The organism is Streptomyces hiroshimensis (genome assembly GCF_014650335.1).
GTDB lineage: Bacteria > Actinomycetota > Actinomycetes > Streptomycetales > Streptomycetaceae > Streptomyces > Streptomyces hiroshimensis.
Genome location: NZ_BMUT01000003.1, coordinates 104,549 through 123,728, shown reverse-complemented (window position 1 = coordinate 123,728; position 19,180 = coordinate 104,549). Strand labels below are relative to the sequence as shown.

The following is a 19,180-nucleotide window of genomic DNA, read 5'->3' as shown; positions in this document are numbered from 1 at the left end:
GTGACGTCGGTCGGAGGGCGCGGCCACCGTGACGCCGGGCGTCAGGACGTCCAAAAACGATCAACCGAACCAGCGGTAACCCGGAGCGCGTGGAGCTGCGTGCTAATTTCGCCCGCGCCAGCGGTGTTCAGCGGCGTATCCAGCGGTATTCATCAGGGAGGACGCGTATGACCGTCATCAACCTCCGGCACGGGGGCCATGCCTCCGACACCTGTCCTCGGTGTCACCGCGTGCGAAGCAAGCTGCACGGCATCCCCGAACTCACCGACTCTCCCGAGTTGCGGGAGAAGGTCATAGGGCCGATCTGGACGAACCTGAAGACGGACCGGGATCTCCTCGACGGCAGGGACCGGGACTGGTTCATGATGGGTGTGCTGGAAGCGAAGATAGGCAACAAGGAACACCTGCTCGTTGCTTCCAGCGGCGGTCCGAACAACCTCCCGTGGATCACCGGGAAGCATCTCAAGGGAATTGCCTACAAGCGAGGATGGACCCTGGCCGAGACGCCCGAATCGCGCATCGCGGTGCCCGCCACACAGAATGGATGGCGCACCGTCATGGGCATGGACGTGCAGCTGGCGGGGGTCCCGGTCCAGAACATCGGCCAGCCCTGCGCCGCCGTCAAGCTCCTGCTCAAGCTCGCGGAGCTGAACACCGCCCACGAGAAGGTGCGCGACCTGCACATCAGCGAGCAGGTCGTCGTGTACGGCGACCGCATCCCGCCGAACATGCGCCAGTACCACGGCAAGGGCGCCGACGGCTCCCCCAGCAGCACGTGGACCGCCCACTCCTGCGCCCAGTGCGAGGCCCGCATCCCCTACCTGATCTGCGACGTCCCGGCCAATCAGATTCTCGCCTGAGGGCGCGGACCGCCCCCCTCGCCCTTGAGCCGGTCCGCGAGGGCCCGGCGGCCGACCTTGCGGTTGCCGTTCAGCGGAAGGTCTTCCACGACGGTGCAGCAGCGCGGGATCTTCATCGGCTCGATCTGCTCGCGCAGCAGGGTGAGGACCTTCCCCGATGCGAGGGCGGAGACGACGACCAGCTCCGCGGTGCGTTCGCCGTCCGGAGGCAGGACCACCGCCCTGTCCACTCCCGGCACGCGCCGGGCCGCCGCCTCCACCTCCGTGGTGCTGACGCGGAACCCGCGTTCCTTGTAGAGGTCGTCGCCCCGGCCGACGAAGTACACGTAGCCGTCGGCGTCGATCCAGCCGTAGTCGCCCGTGCGCAGTTCCGGAAAGAGACCGTGTCTGGTGCCGTCGCGGTCGCACAGGAGCGCGGCGGAGCCGGGCACCGAGGGCTGTGAGGCTGCGGTCGCGCCGGCGGGGGCGGCCGGACCCGCCATGTAGAGGGGCTCGTTCACGTAGAGGGGCTGGTTCACCTTTCACCGCACGGCACTTCTTCCAGGAGACAGTCCTGGTTTCGCTGTACGTACTCGATGTCGCGCAGGTACAGGTCCACGTGCCCCTCGTCGATGGCCCGTTGGAAGTTCTCGTCACCGCCCGCGGCGGACTCGCGCATCAGGTCGACGAGGGCCTGGAGCCGGGGCGCCACCGCCCGGACGGCGGCCTGTCCTTCTGCGGGCGTGCAGCCGTAGCTCCGGAGGAAAAGGCGGGTGCGCTGCGCCTGTTCCTCAAGGACGCCGAAACCGTCTTCGTCGGCGGGATGCGTCAGCGGGGCGAACCGGTAGAGCGCGTAGGCGAGATCCCAGTGGCGCGGCCCCGGCCTGGCGTAGTCGAAGTCGATGACTCCTACCGTCTCCTGCCCCTCGAAGACGCAGTTGTACGGCGCGAAGTCGCCGTGGCAGATCACCTCGACCGGTTCGAGCGGGGGTGCCCACCAGCCGTGGTCGAGAGTCCGCGCAAGGTCCGCGGTGGCATCGTGGAGCCTGCGCAGCAGCCGGGCGGCAGTGATCAGCGCCTGCTCGCTGCGCACATCGGCGCTGAGCGGGTAGTTGCCGACAGCACCGGGCAGGTAGTCCAGGACCTCGCGTCCGCTGTCGTCGATGCCGTGCCAGCGGGGCACTTCCGCGATGCCCGCCCGGTTCAAGTGCTCCAGCAGCCGGTGCACGTTACCGCTCCACGGCCGCACCGTTCTCCGGACGGTCTCTCCGACACGTACGACCTGAGTCGTTCCGCCGCCCGTCAGTTCGGTTTCCGAGGTATCGGTCTTCTCGTCCATGACCGGCCGCATGCCTCTCTTCCCGTCGCGCCGCGCGCTGCTGGAGGGCTGGAATTGACGCCCTCTCGTTTCCCGGTCCGACCATTCCCGGCGAGCGAATGCGCCGGGGTTTTCTCAAGGATTCCCATACCGGCTTGCCATGCATCGTATCAGCGGGTGGGGTCGTTTCCGAGATCTCCGAATGTTCACAAGTGGAGTGACTTACTTCAATGTTGGCGACGGTGATTTCGTTTATCGTGGGCACGGCGGTGGCTTTCGGGAAGGTCCTCGAGCTGGCCGGAATACCGTGGACACCGGAGGGCGTGGCCGCCTACCGCGGGGCCTGGGAGCCGTATACGCGTGTTCCCCCGGAGACGGCGGCGGTGCTGGCCGCGCTGCAGGACGCGGGGGTGACCATGGGCCTCCTCTCGTACAACGACGCCTCGGCCGACCTGGGCGAGGCGACCGGCTTCACGGCATGGGCGGCCGAAGAGCGCGGGTACCTGCGGAGCGCCGAGGCCGAGGAGGACGCCGACTGGTGGCGGGGCGCGCTGAACCGCGACTCCGCACGGCAGTCCGTCCTGTCGGGCCTGGAGCGCGGGGGCGTCGCACGAGGTGAGGCAGGTGCTGCCGGGCGAGCTCACCGAACGGGTGCGGCGAGCGGAGGAGGAGGACCGCGTCACGGGCTACTGGAGGCGGTGTCGGGTGTGCAACGGCAGCTGTGGGACGCACTGGAGCGCAGCCGGTTGCCGTACGCTCCGACCTCCGCCGAACCGGGCTACCCGGGTGACGAGGACCTGGAGGCCCGGATCACCGCCTGGATCCGCTCGGCGGGGCGAGGTCGAGCCGGTGACGGTGGGTGAGGCCGTACGGCGGTACGGCTTGGAGGGCTGACCCCGACGCACGAGGGACGTACAGGTGAGGCGAGTGCCGGCGGCGTACGCTGCAGGCGATCGGAGCCCCCGTTCCGGTATCCGGGCCGGCGCGCGGGAGCCACACGTCGGTGCACAGCGCGCCGCGGGCGGCCGGAGGTGGGACGTGAGCGGGAGCGGTGCATGGGCGGCGGCTGCGGTGGCCGCCGTGACCGGCGGATACGCCCTGGTCTCCCGGCGCCTGGCCGCGACCGCCGTGTCCGCCCCGCTGGTGTTCACCACCGCCGGCGTGCTCATCGGCCCGGTAGGCCTCGGCCTCCTGGACCTGGAGCGCGACGCCGGCCCGGTGCTCGTGCTGGCCGAGGTGGCCCTGGCCCTGGTCCTGTTCAGCGACGCCGCCACCATCCGTTCGGAGGAGTTCCGCAGCGGCTGGTTCCTGCCCGTCCGGCTGCTCGTCGTCGGGCTGCCGCTGACGATCGCGGCCGGCGGGCTCCTGGCGTGGGCGCTGCTGCCGGGGATGACGGGATGGGAGCCGGCGCTCGTCGGGGTGATCCTCGCGCCCACCGACGCGTCCGTGAGCAAGGCCGCGGTGTTCGCCCCGCGGATCCCGGCGGTCGTGCGGCACGGCCTCAACGCCGAGTGCGGGCTGAACGAGTGTCTGGTCCTGCCGGTCTTCGCCGTCCTCCTCGCCGGGCTGCCAGGGACGGCGGCCTCCCAGCAGGGAGCGACGGGAATCCTCCGGGACGTGCTGGTGCTCAGCCCCGCGCTGGGTCTGGTCGTCGGAGGCCTCGGCGGCCGGCTGCTGCGCCGGGCGCGGGACCGGGGTTTCGTCACCCACGACTGGCGCCGCATCCTCCCCCTCGCCCTCGTCACGCTGGCGGGTGCGCTCGCGGCCGCCACGGGCGGCAGCGCCTTCGTCGCCGCCTGGGTCGCAGGCTTCGTCTTCGCGGCAGCCGCCGGTGCGGGGGCGTCTGCGAGCGCCGTCCCGGGCGGTGAGGACGACACGCTCGAATCGATCGAGCACCTGGCGGCGCTGCTTGCCGCGCTGAGCTTCACGGTCTTCGGCGCGGTGCTGCTCGGGCCGGCGCTGGCACACCTGAGCTGGAGTGTCCTCGGCTACGCGGTACTGAGCCTGACGGTCGTGCGCATGCTGCCCACCGCCCTCGCTCTCACGGGCAGCCGGCTGCGGCCGGCCACCCTGGCCTACACCGGCTGGTTCGGCTCCCGCGGCCTGCCCTCCCTCGTCCTCGGGTTGCTCGTGGCGGCCGAGGACGTACCCGGGACGCGGCTCATGGGCACGGTGATCGCGGTGACCGTCGGGCTCAGCGTCCTCCTGCACGGCGTCTCGTCCGTCGTTCTCGCCGACCGGTACGGCAGGTGGTACGAGAAGGCCGGGGCGCTCCGGCCGTCCCTGCGGGAGCGGGTGGCCGACAAGCCGCCCGGCGAGCACCCACTGCCCGAGTGGAAGATGTGGTGACCGCAGGACGGCGGCCGCGGACGCGACAGGCGGCGCGGATCCCTCAGGCCCGCCGGGCCGTGACGCGGCCGCGGCCTACGGCGTCCGCAAGCGCCTCGAAGTCCAGCGCGTTGCGGTCGGCGTAGGTCTCGGCGAACTCCGCCATGGCCCGGTCGAAGACGTCGCCGCCACCCAGGTACGCGGCGATCGCGATCCGGTCGCCGGAACGGGCGTGGGCGCGGGCCAGGGTGACACCGCACAGCTCGCCGTAGACCAGCAGTCGGCCGGGTGACATCGTCTCGGGCCGGGCGCTTCCCTTCCAGTCGCGCAACTGGCGGACGAAGAAGTCGCGTCGGCGGCCGTCGAGGCCCGTGGCGCGCTCCCAGCCGAGGAAGATGTCACTGACGGCCTGCATCAAGCGCTGCCCGCAGACGACGCGCTGCCCCTCGTTGCGGTACGGGCTCGCACTCACGTAGGGCGCCAGCACCGACGGGCCGGCCTCCTTGGCCTGCAGGAGCAGCGGATCGTCGTCGTCCCTGCCGAGCATCAGCACGATCCAGCAGCGGGTTCCGACGCTGCCCACTCCCACGACCTTGCGGGCGGCGTCGGCCATCCGGAACTGGCTCAGCAGGTGCCGCCGGTCGGGGGCCAGGCTGTGGCCGTAGTTCTCGACGAGCAGGCGGAGGCGTTCTTCGAGTTCGGCGCGCGGGGCGTCGGCGAGCAGGTCGCCCAGCGGGACGACCAGGGGAGGGTCGGGGGCGATGCGCCGGGCGCCGTCGACGACCGCGGTGAGCTTCTCGAAGGCCTGCAGGTGGTCGCGGGCGCGCGCCGTCTCCAGCGCCCGGGACATCCGCCGGCGCCCCTGCTTGTCGAGCCGGTCGGCGAACAGTGTGCGCAGGCGCTCGGCGTCGGAATGCGCGTACCACACGTCCAGGTTGCGCATCCCCGCGAAGCCGCGCATCGCCTCCCGGTAAGACCGCACGGTGCCGCGGACGACGGCTTCGCGCCGCCCGGCCGGGAAGCCGTTCTCCCGTCCCACGACCGCCATGCCGGCAGCAAGCCTCTTGACGTCCCACTCCCACGGCCCGGGCAGGGTCTCGTCGAAGTCGTTGAGGTCGAAGACCAGGTGGCGCTCGGGCGAGGCGAAGAGCCCGAAGTTCAGCAGATGGGCGTCCCCGCACAGCTGCGCCTCGATCCCGGTGCGGGGCTGGGTGCCCAGGTCCGCGGCCATGACCGCCGCGGCGCCGCGGTAGAAGGAGAACGGCGATTCCAGCATTCTCCCGTAGCGGATCGGCACGAGTTCCGGCTCGCGGTCGGCGCTTTGCCGCTGGAGGATCTCCACGGGGTCGGCCCGGTCGGCCCGGGGCTCGAACGCGGCGTGGGCCGAACGGCGCACCCGGCCGCGCGCCGCCTTGCCGCGTGCCGCGCGTTCGGCCGGTGTCGCACGGGGTTCCTGGGCGTTCACGGCCGTCTCCTTCCCTCGTCACTGCGGCTTTCCTCGTCACCGCGGCGTGAGCGGCGACGTACGAACCAGATGCCCGCTGCGAGAAGGGAGACCCCGACGAGGACGAGCAGCGCGGTCCCCCAGAACCCGCCGGCCAGCCGGACCCCCGCCACGACGGCCGTGGCGGCAGCCGCGAACGGCACCACGGCGAGAGCGAACACCCGCAGCACGGTGGCGAGGCCGGCTGCCCTGGGCACGTGCGGGAGCCGTCTGCGGTGTCTGAGCAGCTCTCCCGCAGCGCCCGGGGTGTAGTACTGCACGGCCTTCGCCGCGAGCCGCAAGGTGTTCTTGCGGTAGATGACCGCGAGAGCGGGCACCCATATCAGCGGCAGCACCATGCCCACGAGGAACAGGGCCACGATCGGGGCCGTCGACACCGCCTGCTGAAGTCTGCTGCGCTTCTCGCCTCCGCCCACGATGCCGAGGATCGCCGCCATCCGGACGATCAGGGACCATCGTGTCCGCCGGGGGATACGGCCCCGGCCTCCCGGCGGATGGCGCTTCACCCCCTCCAGGGCCCCGGCGGCCGCCTCGGTCGACGGGTACACGTCCTGGAGGACCAGCAGGTCCTCCACCCGGTGCTCGCTCCGGGGGTCGTGCCCGGCGAGGACGGCGAGTTCGAGCACCATCCGCGCCTGGGAGAGCAGGGCCGCCACGAAGCTCACGGGCATGAAGATCACGAACGGGCCGCCCAGCACGGCGCCGTCGGCGATCGTCATGCGCGTTCCGTGGGCGATGGCGTCCTGGCGGAGCTCGTCGTCCCCGGCCGATGGCTTGCGCTCCTTCCGGCGGGCCACGGAGGCGGCGGCGCGCGGGCCGAACCGCCGTACCGCGAAGAAGGCCAGCTGCTCGGGCATGTGCCGCGGATCGGCCCAGATCATCGGCAGCAGCGCCTGGGCCTGCACCGTCGCCGACTCGTCGCGACGGGCCGGCGAGGGCTCGCCGGACGGCTTGCTGCTCGTCGTGCGTCCGCCGCCGTTCATCCGGGTCTGCCTTCCTCGGCTGCCGCTCGGGCGGCACTGCGCCGCGCCGCGGTACGTGCCGCAGCGGTACGTGCCCGGGGCCGCGCAGCGGCCTCCCTTGCCACAGGTCCGGCCGGCACCGGTGGCAGCCCCACTGTGTGCCCGGCGTGCCGGGCCCGCCTCACCCGTTCCGGGTGACGGTGACTGCCCCTCCGCGCGGCGACCCTGGGCGAAGGGGCGAGCCGCCGGCCCGAGGAGGTCCGATGGGGCACGTCGCCGGACACGCAGGAGTGAGGCAGTGCTGGAGTGCGCGCCTGGCAGTCGTGGCGGCCGTCGGCGCCGCGGCCCTGCTGCTGTCCGTGGCGGGGCTCAAGAGCATGGCACTGGTGGCCGTGGGGCTGGCGGGCCTGGCCGTCACGGCGGCAGCCGGGTGGTGGGCGCTGACACACCGGGGCGTGGTGCGAGGCTTCGCCCTCGTGCTGGCGGGGGTGGCACCGCCGGCCGTCCTCGCGTCGTACATCGCGGCGAGGCTGCTCTGGCTCGTCCTGGCCTGCCTGGCGCTGTGGGCGCTGGCCGCCGCCGCGGGCTGGGCCGCGCTGAGGGCGGACGCGGTCCCGGGCACGGCTCCCGGCCGTCCGGTCCCGCCGCCCGGGCACGCCTGCCTCCTGATGAATCCCCGCTCGGGCGGCGGGAAGGTGGGGCGCTTCCGGCTCAAGGAGAGGGCCGAGGCGCTCGGCGCGGAGGTGGTGCTGCTCGGCCCCGGCGATTTCGCGGACGTCGCCGGACTCGCCCGCGACGCCCTCGTCCGGGGCGCGGACCTGCTCGGCGTGGCGGGCGGCGACGGGACACAGGCGCTGGTGGCGGACGTTGCGGCGGCGCACGGCGTGCCGTTCGTGGTGATCCCGGCCGGAACGCGCAATCACTTCGCCCTGGACCTCGGGCTCGACCGGGACGACCCGTCGCGGAGCCTGGAAGCGCTCACCGACGGGGTCGAGCTCCGGGTGGACCTGGGGCGCGTCGGCGGGCGCGTCTTCGTCAACAACGCGTCCTTCGGCGCGTATGCGGAGGTCGTACAGAGCCCGGCGTACCGCGACGACAAGGCCGGCACCCTCCTGCGGCTGCTGCCCGGCGTGCTGACCCACCAGCAGGGCCCACGGCTGAGGGCCGTGGCGGGGGACGTCACCGTCGACGGCCCGCAGGCCGTACTGGTCGCCAACAACCCGTACCGCGTGGGTGACCGCGCGGGCCTGGGCCGGCGCGACCGGCTCGACGGGGGAGTGCTGGGGCTGGTGAGCGTCAAAGTCGACACTGCGGTTCAGGCGGCCGATCTGCTCCGCGGCCGGCGCGCTCCCGGCCTGGTCACCCTCACCGCTGCCGAGCTCGTCGTCGATGCCGACCGGCCGGAAGTGCGGGTCGGCGTCGACGGTGAGGCGCTGACGCTCCCCACCCCGGTGCGCTGCGTCTCGGAGCCCGGCGTGCTGCGGGTACGGGTTCCCCGGCACCGTCCGGGTGTCCCGCCGGCGCGGCCGCGGCTGGACTGGCGGCGCCTGTGGGAGCTCGCGTTCCCGGCAGGCCGTGCGCTACCCGCGGCCGGCGCTCCCGGAGCCCGGTGACTGTCCCGCTGCAGGTGGTGGTCCGTCCGCCTGGCTGCGCGCGAGGGCGGACTGGACCGCGCCGACGACGACGTGGGCGGCGACGCCGATAAGCAGGATGTCGCCCACCATCTGCACCATGGTCATGATCCGTGCCGGTTCCGTGTGGGGAGTGATGTCGCCGAAGCCGACGGTGCTGAAGACCGTGAGCGTGAAGTACAGGGCGTCGGTCCGGCTGAGAGGCTCGCCGAAACTGCCCGGCCCCGTCTGCTCCATGAGGAAGTAGGCGGCCGCGAAGAGCAGCAGGAACAACGGCACGGTGGTGGCCAGCGCCTGGACGGCTCGCAGGCGGGGCCGGGAGGAGCGCAGGATCGAACGGATCTGCCAGGTGAAGAGGGCCGCCACGACGGCCAGGCCGAGGACGAGGCCGACGGCGCCGGCTCCCTGGAACTTCTTGTCCAGGGGGAGGAGGTAGTAGGCGAGGACGAGACCGGTCGCGGTCGCGACGGGACGCAGGACCACGCTCACCGGCCGGTCTCCCCGGTCTTGCCGGTCGTCTTGCCCGTTTTACCCGTCTCTCCGGTCTTTGCCGCCTCCTTGGCCAGCCGCTCGGCCGGCAGGCGGCGGGTGAACGGGTAGGCGCCGAGGGTGATGGCCGCGGCGGCCAGGACGGCGGCCTTGAGAGCGTCGAGCTGCGCCGCGGCATAGGAGTCGACGATCGCGTCGGTCTCGGACGCCGGGAGCGAGGCGCGCTCGGCGGCGCCGCGCACCTGGTCCGTGCTCACGAAGCTGACCCCGGCCTCCATGGTGATGCCGGCCTGCTTGCGCGCCGCGTCCGAGATCTTCGGGTTGTCGTCGATCTGGGTGGTGAAGGCATGGACCAGGGCGCCGATCAGCAGGGAGCCGATGAGTGCGGTGCCCAGGGACGAACCGAGGTTCTGCGCGGTGTACTGCAGGCCGCCCGCCTCGCTGCGTTCGGCCTCGCCGACGCCGGACTGCACGACATTGCCCAGCTGGGAGGCGAGAAGACCCATGCCCAGGCCGAGGACGGCCATCGCCAGACCGAAGGAGAGGTTGTCGATCCGGGGCTCGATCGTGGCCAGCAGCCACACCTGCGCCACCACGAGCACCAGCAGGCCGCAGCGCACCACGGTCCTGGGCGCCGCGAACCGGCCGAGCAACGGGCCCGCCATGGCGGACAGCAGCATGGTCACCGACACGGGCAGCAGACGGAGCCCGGTCTGGAAGGCGTCGAAACCCTGAACGACCTGGAGATACAAAGGGATGACGAAGAACAGGCCCAGCAGGACGAGGTTCTGACAGAGCAGCATGGTCAGGCCGGACCGCAACGTCGGTACCGCGAACAGCGACAGACGCACCAGAGGTTCCCTCTCCCGCGCCTGCTGCCGCCGTTCCCAGCAGCAGAAGAGCCACAGCACGACGGCCCCCGCGGCGATGACGAACACGGTCGGGGAGAAGCCGAAGACGGTGAACGGCGGGTTCCGGGGCTTCAGCCATCCCCAGGAGCTGCTCTGCAGGACGCCCAGGACGACGCCGGCGAGCCCGGCCGCGGACAGCACGACGCCTCCCGCGTCCAGCCTGGTCCTCGGCTCCGGCTTGATGTCCGGGATCCACCGGATGACACACAGCATGGCGATGACGAGCACGACCTCGCCGGCGAACACCAGCCGCCAGGTGAGGTACGTGGTCACCCATCCGCCGAGCAGCGGCCCCACGGCGATGCCGGCACCGGCCAGCCCTCCGATGACGCCGTAGGCGACCGACCGCTCCCGGCCGCGGTACGCGCCGGCGACGAGCGCCGCGAGCGCCGGGAGGACGAGGGTGGCTCCGAGCCCCTCGACCACCGACCAGCCGAGTGCCAGGACCCACAGCGACGGCGCCAGCGAGGTGACGGCGGACCCGGCTCCGTAGACGATCAGCCCGATGGTGAAGGCCCTGCGGCGTCCGAACGCGTCGCCGAGCTTCCCGCCCGTGATCATGAAGGCGGCCATGACCAGGGTGTAGAGGGTGATGACGGCCTGGATGGCCGTGACCTCGGTGTGAAAGTCCTCGACCAGCGTGCTGATCGACACGTTCATCACCGACGTGTCCAGCACCATCAGGAACTGGGCCGTCCCGAGCACGATCAGAGCCCGCCATCGATTCACGCCTGCACCCTCTTCGCCTTGCGGTGTGCCCCGGTGACGGGCGAGCGGCCGCTTGATCGCACCAATCGCACCAATCGCACCCTAGAACCGCATGGCGACCGCCGGGTGTTTTGGGCGAGCGCGTGTCGCCCGCCGGCCCGGGGCCGGCCGGTCACGGATCCGTCCGTACGCGGCCGCCCGGCCCGTGTGCGATCACCGGCCGCAGGGGGTGAAGATGGAGGCGAACGGCCTGCTGACGTGGCCCGGACGCACGGTGCGGGCCGGACGCACGGTGCGGGTCCGTGCAGCCGGAGCGGCACTTCCCCATGGCACGGCGGTGATCGGATGCCCCCGACCGAACCCCCGCTCTCCGAACCCCCGCTCTCCGACGGCGGGCCCGGGGCGACGCTCCCGTGGTCGGGCGATCCCCTGCTCGACGCGAAATTCTCGGTACCCGCTGCTCCCCGGGCCCACGTGCCCCGGCGCCGGCTGCTCGGCAGGCTCGGCGACGGAGCCAACGGTCCGCTGACCCTGATCACCGGCCCGGCCGGCGCGGGGAAGACCACCCTCGCCGCCGCCTGGACGCGGGACGGCGCACCACCCGGAGCCGTGGCGTGGCTGACGCTCGACGCGCACGACGCCGCGCCGGGCGTCTTCTGGAGCTACGTCGTGGAAGCCCTGCGGCGTGCCCTCACCCGGCTGCCCGGCGGGGTCACCGTGCCCGCCTGCCCCGGCGGCGTCGGCACCTCCCTGCTGACCCGGCTGGCCGCTGCGACGGAACGCCTGCCCGGCCCCGTGGTCCTGGTGCTCGACGGCTTCGAGAAGGTGGCGGGCCGCCGGGTGCCGGCCGGTCTGGAATTCCTCCTCGACCACTGCGGGCCCCTGCTGCGGCTGGTCGTGACCAGCCGGGTGGACCCCTTGCTGCCGCTCCACCGCTACCGGGCCGGGGACCGGATGACGGAGATCCGCGGCGCCGACCTGGCCTTCACCCCGCACGAGGCGGCCGTGCTGCTGCGCAGGCACGACCTCACGCCGGGGGACGACGCCGTCCGCGCCCTCACACAGCGCACCGAAGGATGGGCCGCCGGCCTGCGGCTGTGTGCCCTGGCCATGCGGCGCACCGGCGATCCGGCCGGCTTCACCCGCTCGTTCACGGCCTCCGAACAGGCGGTCTCCGACTACCTCCTCGCCGAAGTGCTCGACGCCCGGCCCACCGCCGTGCAGGAGCTGTTGCTGCGCTCCAGTGTCCTGGACCGGCTCCACCCGGACCTGGTGAACGCCCTGACCGGGCGCAGGGACGCCGAGGCGGTGCTTGCGAGGCTCACGCGCGAGAACGCCTTCGTCGAGCCCGTCCCCGGCACGGCCTGGTGCCGGATCCACCCGCTGTTCGCCGAGGTGCTCCGCACCCGGCTGCGGATCCGGCACCCCGGCCTCGTACCGCGGCTCCATGCCCGGGCCGCCCGGTGGCTGGCCGGGGCGGGCCGCGTCACCGAGGCGCTGGAGCACGCCGCGGAGGCGGGTGACTGGCAGTACGGCGCCTCCGAGGCCGTCCACCGGCTGCTGGTCGGGGCCGTGCTCGCCGCTCCGCAGGCCGAACGCGTCGAACGGGCCTTCTCCCGTATGCCGGCCTCCGTGCCGGGAGCCGATGCGGCCCTGGTGGCAGCCGCGTGCCGGCTGGCCCGCCACGACCGCGCCGGCTGCCGCGAGCGCCTCGCCGTGGCCGAGCGGCACCTGCGCGGGAACGGCGGGAAGGGCGGGGGCGGTGAGGACGGCGGGCACGGTGAGAACGGTGCGGCACCGGACCCGGAGGCCGCGCTCACCCACGCGCTGCTGCGCCTGCTGTGCGAACCGCAGACGGAAGGGCGGCCGGCCCAGGAAACGGCACGCGCCGTCTCGGACTTGATGCAGCGGATACCGCCCGAGTGCATCCGGGCGCACCCCGAGATCGAGGCGCTACGGCTCCACGGGCTCGCCAGGGCCCTTCTGGGATCCGGCCGGCTCGCCGAGGCCCGCCGCCTCTGCGGCGAGGCCGCCGGTGTCCGCGCGACCGAGGCGACGCTCCCCGTACGGCACATGTCCCTCGGCCTGCTGGCCCTGGCCGAGAGTGCCGAGGGCGACCTGACCGCGGCGGAAGACCATGCGCTGCGCTCGCTGGTGATCGCCGACCAGCACGGCATCACGGCGGACCACCGTTCCGGGGCCGCATACCTCGCATGGGCCGAAGCGGCCTTCGAACGGGACGACCCGGGAGTCGCCCACCGCCGGCTGGAACAGGCCCTCGCATGCCGTGACGTGGACGAGGACCCGGTCCTGGCCACCGAGGCGGCCGTGCTCCGGTCCCGCCTGGAGCTGGTCGGCGGACGCCGCGAGGAGGCCCTCACCGCTCTTTGCCGCCCGGGCGGGAGCGACGAGCCGTGGCCCACCCAGCGGATCGCTCTCGCGCGCTCGGCCGTGGCACTGGCGCGAGGGGAGCACCGGGCAGCCGTCGCCGCGCTGCACGGCACCCCCGCCGGCGGACCGGCGCCCCTCGTCGCCCTCGCCCGCGCCCACTTCGCCGCCGGTCGCGCCGCCAGGGCCGTGCGGCTGCTGGACCGCGCCGAGGACTCCCCGCACCTGGGCCTGCCGGACCGGGTGGGGATCCAGCTGCTGCGGGCCCATGCCGCGCTCCTGGCAGGCGACCGGGCGACCGCTCAGTGCCTGCTCGGCAGGGCGCTGGACACCGCCCGGCCCGAGCGGCTGCGCCGGCCCTTCGCCGAAGCCGGCCCCTGGCTGCGCCACCTGCTGGAGGGGGCCGGCGGCACCGCTGCCGCACAGGCCCGGGACACCTGGCTCACCGCGCACGGGGGCAGGGATCTCCCGGGACCCGTACAGCCCCTCAGCAACCGCGAACGCGATGTGCTCCTGTGCGTGCAGAAGATGATGTCCACCGACGAGATCGCCGACGAGCTCACCCTCTCCGTCAACACCGTGAAGACCCATCTGCGCAGCGTCTACCGCAAGCTGTGCGTCTCCCGGCGCCGTGACGCCGTGGAACGGGGGAGGGAACTGCACATCCTCTGACGCCGCCCGGCCCGGCCGTTCCCACCCGTTCCGGGTGGTGGCCCGGGCACCCGGCCGGCGCAGCCTGTGACCGAAGAAGCCCAGTTCTCCAGACGCTCTGTTCTCCAGACGTTCTGTTCTCCGGCGGTGGAAGCGGCACGACCATGCGCTACGAATTCCGCGTGACCGGCAGCGTCTCCCTTCTCCTGGCCGAAACGTTCCCGGACCTGGTGGCAGAACCGCTCCCACGGCAGACGCGGTTCTTCGGCACGGTCACGGACGAGGCCCATCTGTACGGGATCCTCGCCCGCTTCCAGGACCTCGGACTGCGGGTCGAGGAGATGCGGCGCCTGCCGGAATGACGAGTGCACGCCACCCGGGCCCGGCTCGCCCGCTACGGGTGATGCGACGGGGACCGGGCTCCGGCGAGGCTGCGACTGAGACCGCCGCCGCGCCCGGCACCCCGCCGGCCAGGAGGGAGCAGGCATGAACGCGCCCCGAGCTCCGGGTCCCCCGTCCGACGACCGCCCCCTCACCCCGGGCGAACGCGACCACTACCGGCGTCTGCGCGAACGCGAGGCCCTGCACCACCGGCGGCTGCGTTACGCGACGACATCCGTCCTGCTGGTTCTCGCCTTCGTGCTCTCGCCGCTGGCGGTCGTGGCGGCCTGGGCCGACAGCCAGGTCTCGGACACCGACCGCTACGTCCAGACCGTCGCACCATTGGCCAAAGATCCCTCCGTACAGAACGCCGTCACGGACCGGCTGACCACCCGCGTGGTCGACAACGTCGACGTCAAGGGCATCACGGACGCGCTCTCCGGGGCGCTCGCCAAGACCGACGCCCCACCGGCGATCGTGGACAAGTCGCACCTCCTCGCAGGCCCCCTGAAGGAGGGCCTCACCACGGTCGTCCACAAGGTGGTCGACAAGGTCGTCACGAGCGACCAGTTCGCGCAGCTGTGGGACGAAGCGAACCGGCGGGCCCACGCAGCCGTCGTCAAGACGCTCACCGGCGAGGGCAACAGCGCCGTGCAGGCCAAAGGCGATGCCGTCGTCCTGGACCTGGGCACGGTCGTGGACAAGGTCCGGCAGAAGCTGGTCGACGAAGGCTACGAGAAGGCCGCGAAGATCCCCGACGTCGACAAGCAGATCACTCTCTTCCGCACCGACAAGCTCGACGACGCCCAGGCCGCCATGCGCCTGCTCGACGTCGTCGGCACATGGCTGCCCGTCGCGGTCATCGTCCTGGCCGCACTCGCCGTGTGGTCGGCGCCCGCGCACAGGGTGACGCTCATGGCCGCGGCCACCGGCGTCGGCGTGATGATGCTGCTGCTCCTCGTGGGGCTCGCCGTCGCACGACACATCTACCTGGACTCCGTCCCGCCCACGGCGCTGCCCCCGGCCGCGGCGGCCGCGGCCTACGACACCTTCGTCCGCTTCCTGCGCAACAGCACCCGCACGGTCCTCGTCATCGCGGTCATCACGGCACTGGCCGGATACCTCTACGGCCCCGGACGCGGCGCCCGGTTCATCCGCTCGACGACCTCCCGGGGCACCGGCGCCACCGGCCGGGCCATGGCCCGCTCCGGTCTGCGCACCGGCGCCACGGGCCACTGGCTGGAGACGCACCGGCGCTGGACCACGGGCATCGTCATCGCGGCGGCGGCAGTGGCCCTGCTCCTCTGGAACTACCCCACCGCGGCGGTCGTGGCCCTGGTCCTCGGCATCACCGTCCTCGTCCTGGCCGCCCTCGCGATCCTCGGCGCCGCCTCCGCGACGCACGTCCCCGCGGCACAGGGCACCGCACCCCACGGAACCGCACACGACACTGCACCGGAAAAGGACCCAGATCATGAATGAAAACGTCTATCTGGCCTACGACTACCCACTTCTGGGCGCCTTCTGGACCGTCCTCTGGATAGTCCTGTGGGTTTCGTGGTTCATCCTGCTGTTCCGTGTGATCGCCGACATCTTCCGCGACGACACACTGAGCGGATGGGCCAAGACAGGCTGGCTCATCCTCACCATCGTGCTGCCCTTCCTGGGCGTGTTCGTCTACATCCTCGCCCGGGGCCGGAGCATGGGCACCCGGGAGCGGCGCCACCTCCAGGCGCAGCAGGAGGCGTTCGACCAGTACATCCGTGAAGCGGCCGGAGGAACGGACCGCAGAAGCCAGGCGGACGAGCTCATGAAACTCTCGGAGATCCGCGCCAGAGGCGACATCACCGACGAGGAATTCCGCCGGGCGAAGGAGAAGATCCTGCACTGACGCACCGGGAGCTCCGCCGGAAAACCCCGGCATGGGGAAGCGGACGGGAGGGACACGGGGAAGTGAACGGGAGGCGCCCGGAGACCGGCACGCAGTGCCGAAGACCGCGCACGCGCCCTCCTGACGCTGAAGTGAGGCACCCAGGTGCCTTACTTCGCCGTACCCGTCCACCATTGCCGCGGGCGTGCGAGAAGCGGTTCACGAGGGCACGCCTCACGAGGAATCTCCAAGAGGCACGCGTTTTTGCGCCGGTTGGCCCGCACGCCCCCCGTGAGGGTGATTGCTGTCCCGGGCCGACAGGAGTGAGGTGAAGGCCCAGGCTCTGAGAGCGAGGAACCAGGTCGTGACAGGAACCAGTACTTCCTCCGTCGGCGCCGTCCCCACGAGGGCCCGGCTGACACCGCAGCACGTCGGCATCATCATGGACGGCAACCGCCGCTGGGCACGTGCCCGGGGGCTCGAAGCCGTCGAAGGGCACCGGGAAGGCGCCTTACGGCTGGGCGAAGTGTGCGAGTGGGGCGACGAGGCGGGGCTGGAGACCCTCACCCTGTGGGTGTTGTCCATCGACAATCTGCAGCGGTCCGAGCGGGAACTGGCCGGCCTGCTGCCGCTGATCGGCGAGACCATCGAGAACCTCGCCGCCCGCAGGCGATGGGCGGTCAACCCGATAGGCGACCTCGAGGTGCTGCCCGGCCACCTGCGCGCGAGCATGGAGCGGGCCCACGACATCGGCCGCGGAGCACCGGGCATGACCGTGAACATCGCCGTCGGCTACGACGGCCGCCGTGAAATCGCCCACGCGGTGCGGCAGATACTGTGTGCCGGCATCGCTCTCCCCGACGACGACGGCGACCCGGCGAACATCTGGCAGGTCCTGATCGCGGAGCACCTCTACACCCGCCACCAGGCAGACCCCGACCTCATCATCCGGACCTCGGGAGAGCACCGGCTCTCGGGATTCCTGCTGTGGCAGACGGCGTGCTCCGAGTTCCACTTCTGCGACGTCCCCTGGCCCGCTTTCACCCGGGCCGACTTCCGCACGGCACTGGACTCCTACGCGGCACGGCACCGCCGTTACGGCCGTTGAGTCCGGACCCCCCAGAGGTTCCGTCATCGCAGGAGGAGGGCGCCATGACCGTCACACCTCGCACGGACCCCTTAGGTCACACCGTGCGTGTCCCCGAACTGCTGGTCAGCCTGAAAGCCGGGCTCCATCCCGATCACGAGGCCATCCGCATCGCCTCGGACACCTGGACCAGGCAGCACCTGAAGCTGATGGGCCTCGAAGCGGACTGGATCGACGTCTTCGTCTCCATGCGACACGAGCACTGGCCGTGCCGGGTATACCCGCGCGGCCGCACGGACCGGGTGCGTCACGCCGCTGACCTCACGGTCTGTGTATCCGTGTGCGACAACCTCATGACCGACATGCAGCGCGGTCTGCGACCCGACCGGTCCGCCGCGATGTCCGCCGCCGTCCTGCGCATCGTGGCAGGCGAAGCAGCACCGGCCGACGATCCGCAGGCCGTCATGACGGGCCGGGCCTGGCAGGCACTCACGGCCCCGATGCGTCCGCGGCAGCGTGCGCGGGTGTGTGCGGGTGTGCGCGACTATTTCGCCGGCGAAGCCATGGCCGCCGAGATCCATCGCACCGGCCGCCGGCTGACCGTCGAGGAGTACCTGCCCGTACGCGGCTACGCCATCGGGGCCCGGCCCTTCACCGCGATGATCGACCACGTGCTGGGCCTGGACCTCCCCGACGACCTGCTGGACAGCCCGGACATGCAGCAGGCACGCGAGCTTGCGGTGCTCCACTCGGCACTGGTCAACGACCTCTTCTCCTTCGGCCGTGAATGCCGCGAAGGGCAATGGCCCTTCAACGCCCTGGGCATCCTGCACTTCCACCAAGGGCTGAGCCTCCAGGAAGCCACCGACGCCCTGTGCGAACTGATCGCCGACCACGAACGACGCCTCCACCACCTCGCCGACGCCGTCAAGGAGACCCCGGGGCGCCACCCGGACCTGGACGCCTATCTGGACGGCATCGGCGAGTTCATCGCCGGTAACGTCCCTTACCACTATTTCTCTCCCCGTTACGGGGGGCGGGGTCACGTGTGGGACGGACACACCACCAGCGGCCGGGCCACCTTCCTCGGCGACCGGCTCCGGATCGAGCCCTGACCCCGGCAGGGGCGCCGTGGCCGGGCCGGCTCCGGGCCCGGCCCACGCATACGCACTCGCGCTAGTGTGCGTGCGTGAGTCTTTACGTCGTTGTGGGTTTCGGGGCCGCCGGGGCGGCCACTGCTCGGCTGCTGGCCGAACAGGGTCATGCGGTACGGGTTGTCACCAGGTCGGGGCGGAGCCCGGAGCCCGGCATCGAGCACGTCGCGCTGGACGCGACGGACGGCAAGCGTCTGACCGAGGCGGCACAGGGCGCTGCCGCGATCTTCAGCTGTGCCGCACCGCCGTACCACCGCTGGGCGAGCGACTGGCCGCCGCTGGCGAAGTCGCTCTGCGCGGCGGCCGAGGCCACCGGAGCCGTCCTGGTCATGCTGGGCAACCTCTACGGTTACGGACCGGTCGACGGGCCCATGGCCGAGAAGCTGCCGCTCACCGCGACCGGCCCGAAGGGACGGGTACGCGCCGCAGTCTGGGAGCAGGCGCAGAACCTGCACGAGCAAGGTCGTATCAAGGCGGTCGAAGTGCGGGCCTCGGACTTCTTCGGGCCCGGCGTGACCGACGGCGGGCACCTGGCCGCGCGGCTCATGCCACGCCTGCTGCGCGGCAAGCCGGTTTCCGCGCTCGGGGATCCGGACGCCCCGCACAGCTGGAGCTATCTGCCCGACGTGGCCAGGGCCCTGGCCGAGGTCGCGGGCGAGGAGCGGGCCTGGGGGCGGGCCTGGCACGTCCCGACGGAACCCGCGCTGTCCATACGGGAGATGACCGACCGCCTTGCCGCCCGGGCGGGTTCGGGTCCGGTCGCCGTACGCAGGCTCTCCCCGGCCCTGCTGGGTGTCGTGGCGTTGTTCTCCCCGCTGATTCGCGAACTGAAGGAGATCCGCTACCAGTTCGACCGTCCGTTCGTGGTGGATTCAAGCGCTTACGAGACCGAATTCGCGGTACGGGCGACCCCGGTCGACGAGCAGGTCGGGGCGACGGTGGACTGGTGGCGCGGGCGG

16 protein-coding genes and 1 pseudogene are annotated in these 19,180 nt (G+C 72.1%); 11 read left to right on the top strand and 6 right to left on the bottom strand.

From position 1 onward, the window contains the following. The first annotated feature begins 230 nt into the window (after positions 1–230). A complete protein-coding gene (locus IE241_RS09345; protein WP_190021204.1) occupies positions 231–860 on the top strand; it encodes a hypothetical protein in 630 nt (209 codons plus the stop codon). Here IE241_RS09345 and IE241_RS09340 read toward each other — a convergent pair. Together IE241_RS09340 and IE241_RS09335 are read right to left on the bottom strand one after the other, a co-directional pair. Beyond that, positions 845–1,378 carry an AMP-binding enzyme gene (locus IE241_RS09340; RefSeq protein WP_308433658.1) on the bottom strand — a complete coding sequence of 178 codons (534 nt, stop codon included), beginning with the start codon at positions 1,376–1,378 and terminating at the stop codon, positions 845–847. The genes IE241_RS09345 and IE241_RS09340 overlap by 16 nt on opposite strands. Then, a complete protein-coding gene (locus IE241_RS09335; RefSeq protein ID WP_229899018.1) occupies positions 1,375–2,067 on the bottom strand; it encodes a phosphotransferase enzyme family protein in 693 nt (230 codons plus the stop codon). The genes IE241_RS09340 and IE241_RS09335 overlap by 4 nt, the downstream gene beginning before the upstream one ends. Positions 2,068–2,399: 332 nt before the next feature. On the opposite strand from IE241_RS09335, the gene IE241_RS09330 reads away from it, so the two are divergent. Together IE241_RS09330 and IE241_RS09325 are read left to right on the top strand one after the other, a co-directional pair. Next, complete coding sequence (locus IE241_RS09330) at positions 2,400–3,020, top strand: HAD family hydrolase (RefSeq protein ID WP_190021202.1); 621 nt, start codon at positions 2,400–2,402, stop codon at positions 3,018–3,020. Positions 3,021–3,195: 175 nt separating this feature from the next. Continuing rightward, entirely contained in the window at positions 3,196–4,506 is a 1,311-nt protein-coding gene (locus IE241_RS09325; RefSeq protein ID WP_190021201.1) for a cation:proton antiporter domain-containing protein, read from the top strand. Positions 4,507–4,549: 43 nt separating this feature from the next. Here IE241_RS09325 and IE241_RS09320 read toward each other — a convergent pair whose 3' ends face one another. Together IE241_RS09320 and IE241_RS09315 are read right to left on the bottom strand one after the other, a co-directional pair. Further along, a complete protein-coding gene (locus IE241_RS09320) occupies positions 4,550–5,950 on the bottom strand; it encodes a DUF2252 domain-containing protein (RefSeq protein WP_190021200.1) in 1,401 nt (466 codons plus the stop codon). Beyond that, complete coding sequence (locus IE241_RS09315) at positions 5,947–6,972, bottom strand: hypothetical protein (RefSeq protein ID WP_190021199.1); 1,026 nt, start codon at positions 6,970–6,972, stop codon at positions 5,947–5,949. Before IE241_RS09315 ends, IE241_RS09320 begins: the two co-directional genes overlap by 4 nt. A 242-nt stretch (positions 6,973–7,214) precedes the next feature. Here IE241_RS09315 and IE241_RS09310 point away from each other — a divergent pair, with 242 nt between their 5' ends. Beyond that, positions 7,215–8,564 carry a diacylglycerol/lipid kinase family protein gene (locus IE241_RS09310; RefSeq protein WP_190021198.1) on the top strand — a complete coding sequence of 450 codons (1,350 nt, stop codon included), beginning with the start codon at positions 7,215–7,217 and terminating at the stop codon, positions 8,562–8,564. Here IE241_RS09310 and IE241_RS09305 read toward each other — a convergent pair. Further along, the gene (locus tag IE241_RS09305; RefSeq protein ID WP_190021197.1) at positions 8,532–9,071 is read right to left on the bottom strand and encodes a potassium channel family protein; all 540 of its coding nucleotides are present in this window, start codon (positions 9,069–9,071) and stop codon (positions 8,532–8,534) included. The two genes, IE241_RS09310 and IE241_RS09305, sit on opposite strands and share 33 nt — an antisense overlap. Continuing rightward, positions 9,068–10,711: an MFS transporter gene (locus tag IE241_RS09300; protein WP_190021196.1), complete on the bottom strand. Its 1,644-nt coding sequence runs from the start codon at positions 10,709–10,711 to the stop codon at positions 9,068–9,070. The genes IE241_RS09305 and IE241_RS09300 overlap by 4 nt, the downstream gene beginning before the upstream one ends. A 324-nt stretch (positions 10,712–11,035) precedes the next feature. Here IE241_RS09300 and IE241_RS09295 point away from each other — a divergent pair, with 324 nt between their 5' ends. The 7 genes and pseudogenes from IE241_RS09295 to IE241_RS09265 all read left to right on the top strand — a co-directional run. Beyond that, a complete protein-coding gene (locus tag IE241_RS09295; RefSeq protein ID WP_190021195.1) occupies positions 11,036–13,750 on the top strand; it encodes a winged helix-turn-helix domain-containing protein in 2,715 nt (904 codons plus the stop codon). Between the two features lie 143 nt (positions 13,751–13,893). Beyond that, positions 13,894–14,091 (top strand): DUF8691 family protein, encoded by a 198-nt coding sequence (locus tag IE241_RS09290; RefSeq protein ID WP_190021194.1) that lies wholly within the window; start codon positions 13,894–13,896, stop codon positions 14,089–14,091. Between the two features lie 124 nt (positions 14,092–14,215). After that, complete coding sequence (locus IE241_RS09285; protein WP_229899016.1) at positions 14,216–15,592, top strand: hypothetical protein; 1,377 nt, start codon at positions 14,216–14,218, stop codon at positions 15,590–15,592. Next, on the top strand, positions 15,585–16,001 hold the full coding sequence (locus IE241_RS09280; RefSeq protein WP_190021193.1) for an SHOCT domain-containing protein: 417 nt from the start codon (positions 15,585–15,587) through the stop codon (positions 15,999–16,001). Before IE241_RS09285 ends, IE241_RS09280 begins: the two co-directional genes overlap by 8 nt. Before the next feature lie 343 nt (positions 16,002–16,344). After that, positions 16,345–17,088, top strand: coding sequence for a polyprenyl diphosphate synthase (gene uppS / locus IE241_RS09275; protein WP_190021192.1), 744 nt, complete (start codon positions 16,345–16,347; stop codon positions 17,086–17,088). A gap of 44 nt (positions 17,089–17,132) precedes the next feature. Next, positions 17,133–18,182, top strand: a complete 1,050-nt coding sequence (locus IE241_RS09270) for a terpene synthase family protein (RefSeq protein ID WP_190021191.1) — start codon at positions 17,133–17,135, stop codon at positions 18,180–18,182. Positions 18,183–18,256: 74 nt separating this feature from the next. Then, positions 18,257–19,180 (top strand): annotated as a pseudogene (locus tag IE241_RS09265) (NAD-dependent epimerase/dehydratase family protein); the annotation flags it as partial.

Coding starts and splice junctions, on each gene's coding strand:
- IE241_RS09315 (WP_190021199.1), bottom strand. CDS start 6,972: ATGAACGGCGGCGGACGCACGACGAGCAGCAAGCCGTCCGGCGAGCCC.
- IE241_RS09310 (WP_190021198.1), top strand. CDS start 7,215: ATGGGGCACGTCGCCGGACACGCAGGAGTGAGGCAGTGCTGGAGTGCG.
- IE241_RS09295 (WP_190021195.1), top strand. CDS start 11,036: ATGCCCCCGACCGAACCCCCGCTCTCCGAACCCCCGCTCTCCGACGGC.
- IE241_RS09290 (WP_190021194.1), top strand. CDS start 13,894: ATGCGCTACGAATTCCGCGTGACCGGCAGCGTCTCCCTTCTCCTGGCC.
- IE241_RS09285 (WP_229899016.1), top strand. CDS start 14,216: ATGAACGCGCCCCGAGCTCCGGGTCCCCCGTCCGACGACCGCCCCCTC.
- IE241_RS09280 (WP_190021193.1), top strand. CDS start 15,585: ATGAATGAAAACGTCTATCTGGCCTACGACTACCCACTTCTGGGCGCC.
- IE241_RS09270 (WP_190021191.1), top strand. CDS start 17,133: ATGACCGTCACACCTCGCACGGACCCCTTAGGTCACACCGTGCGTGTC.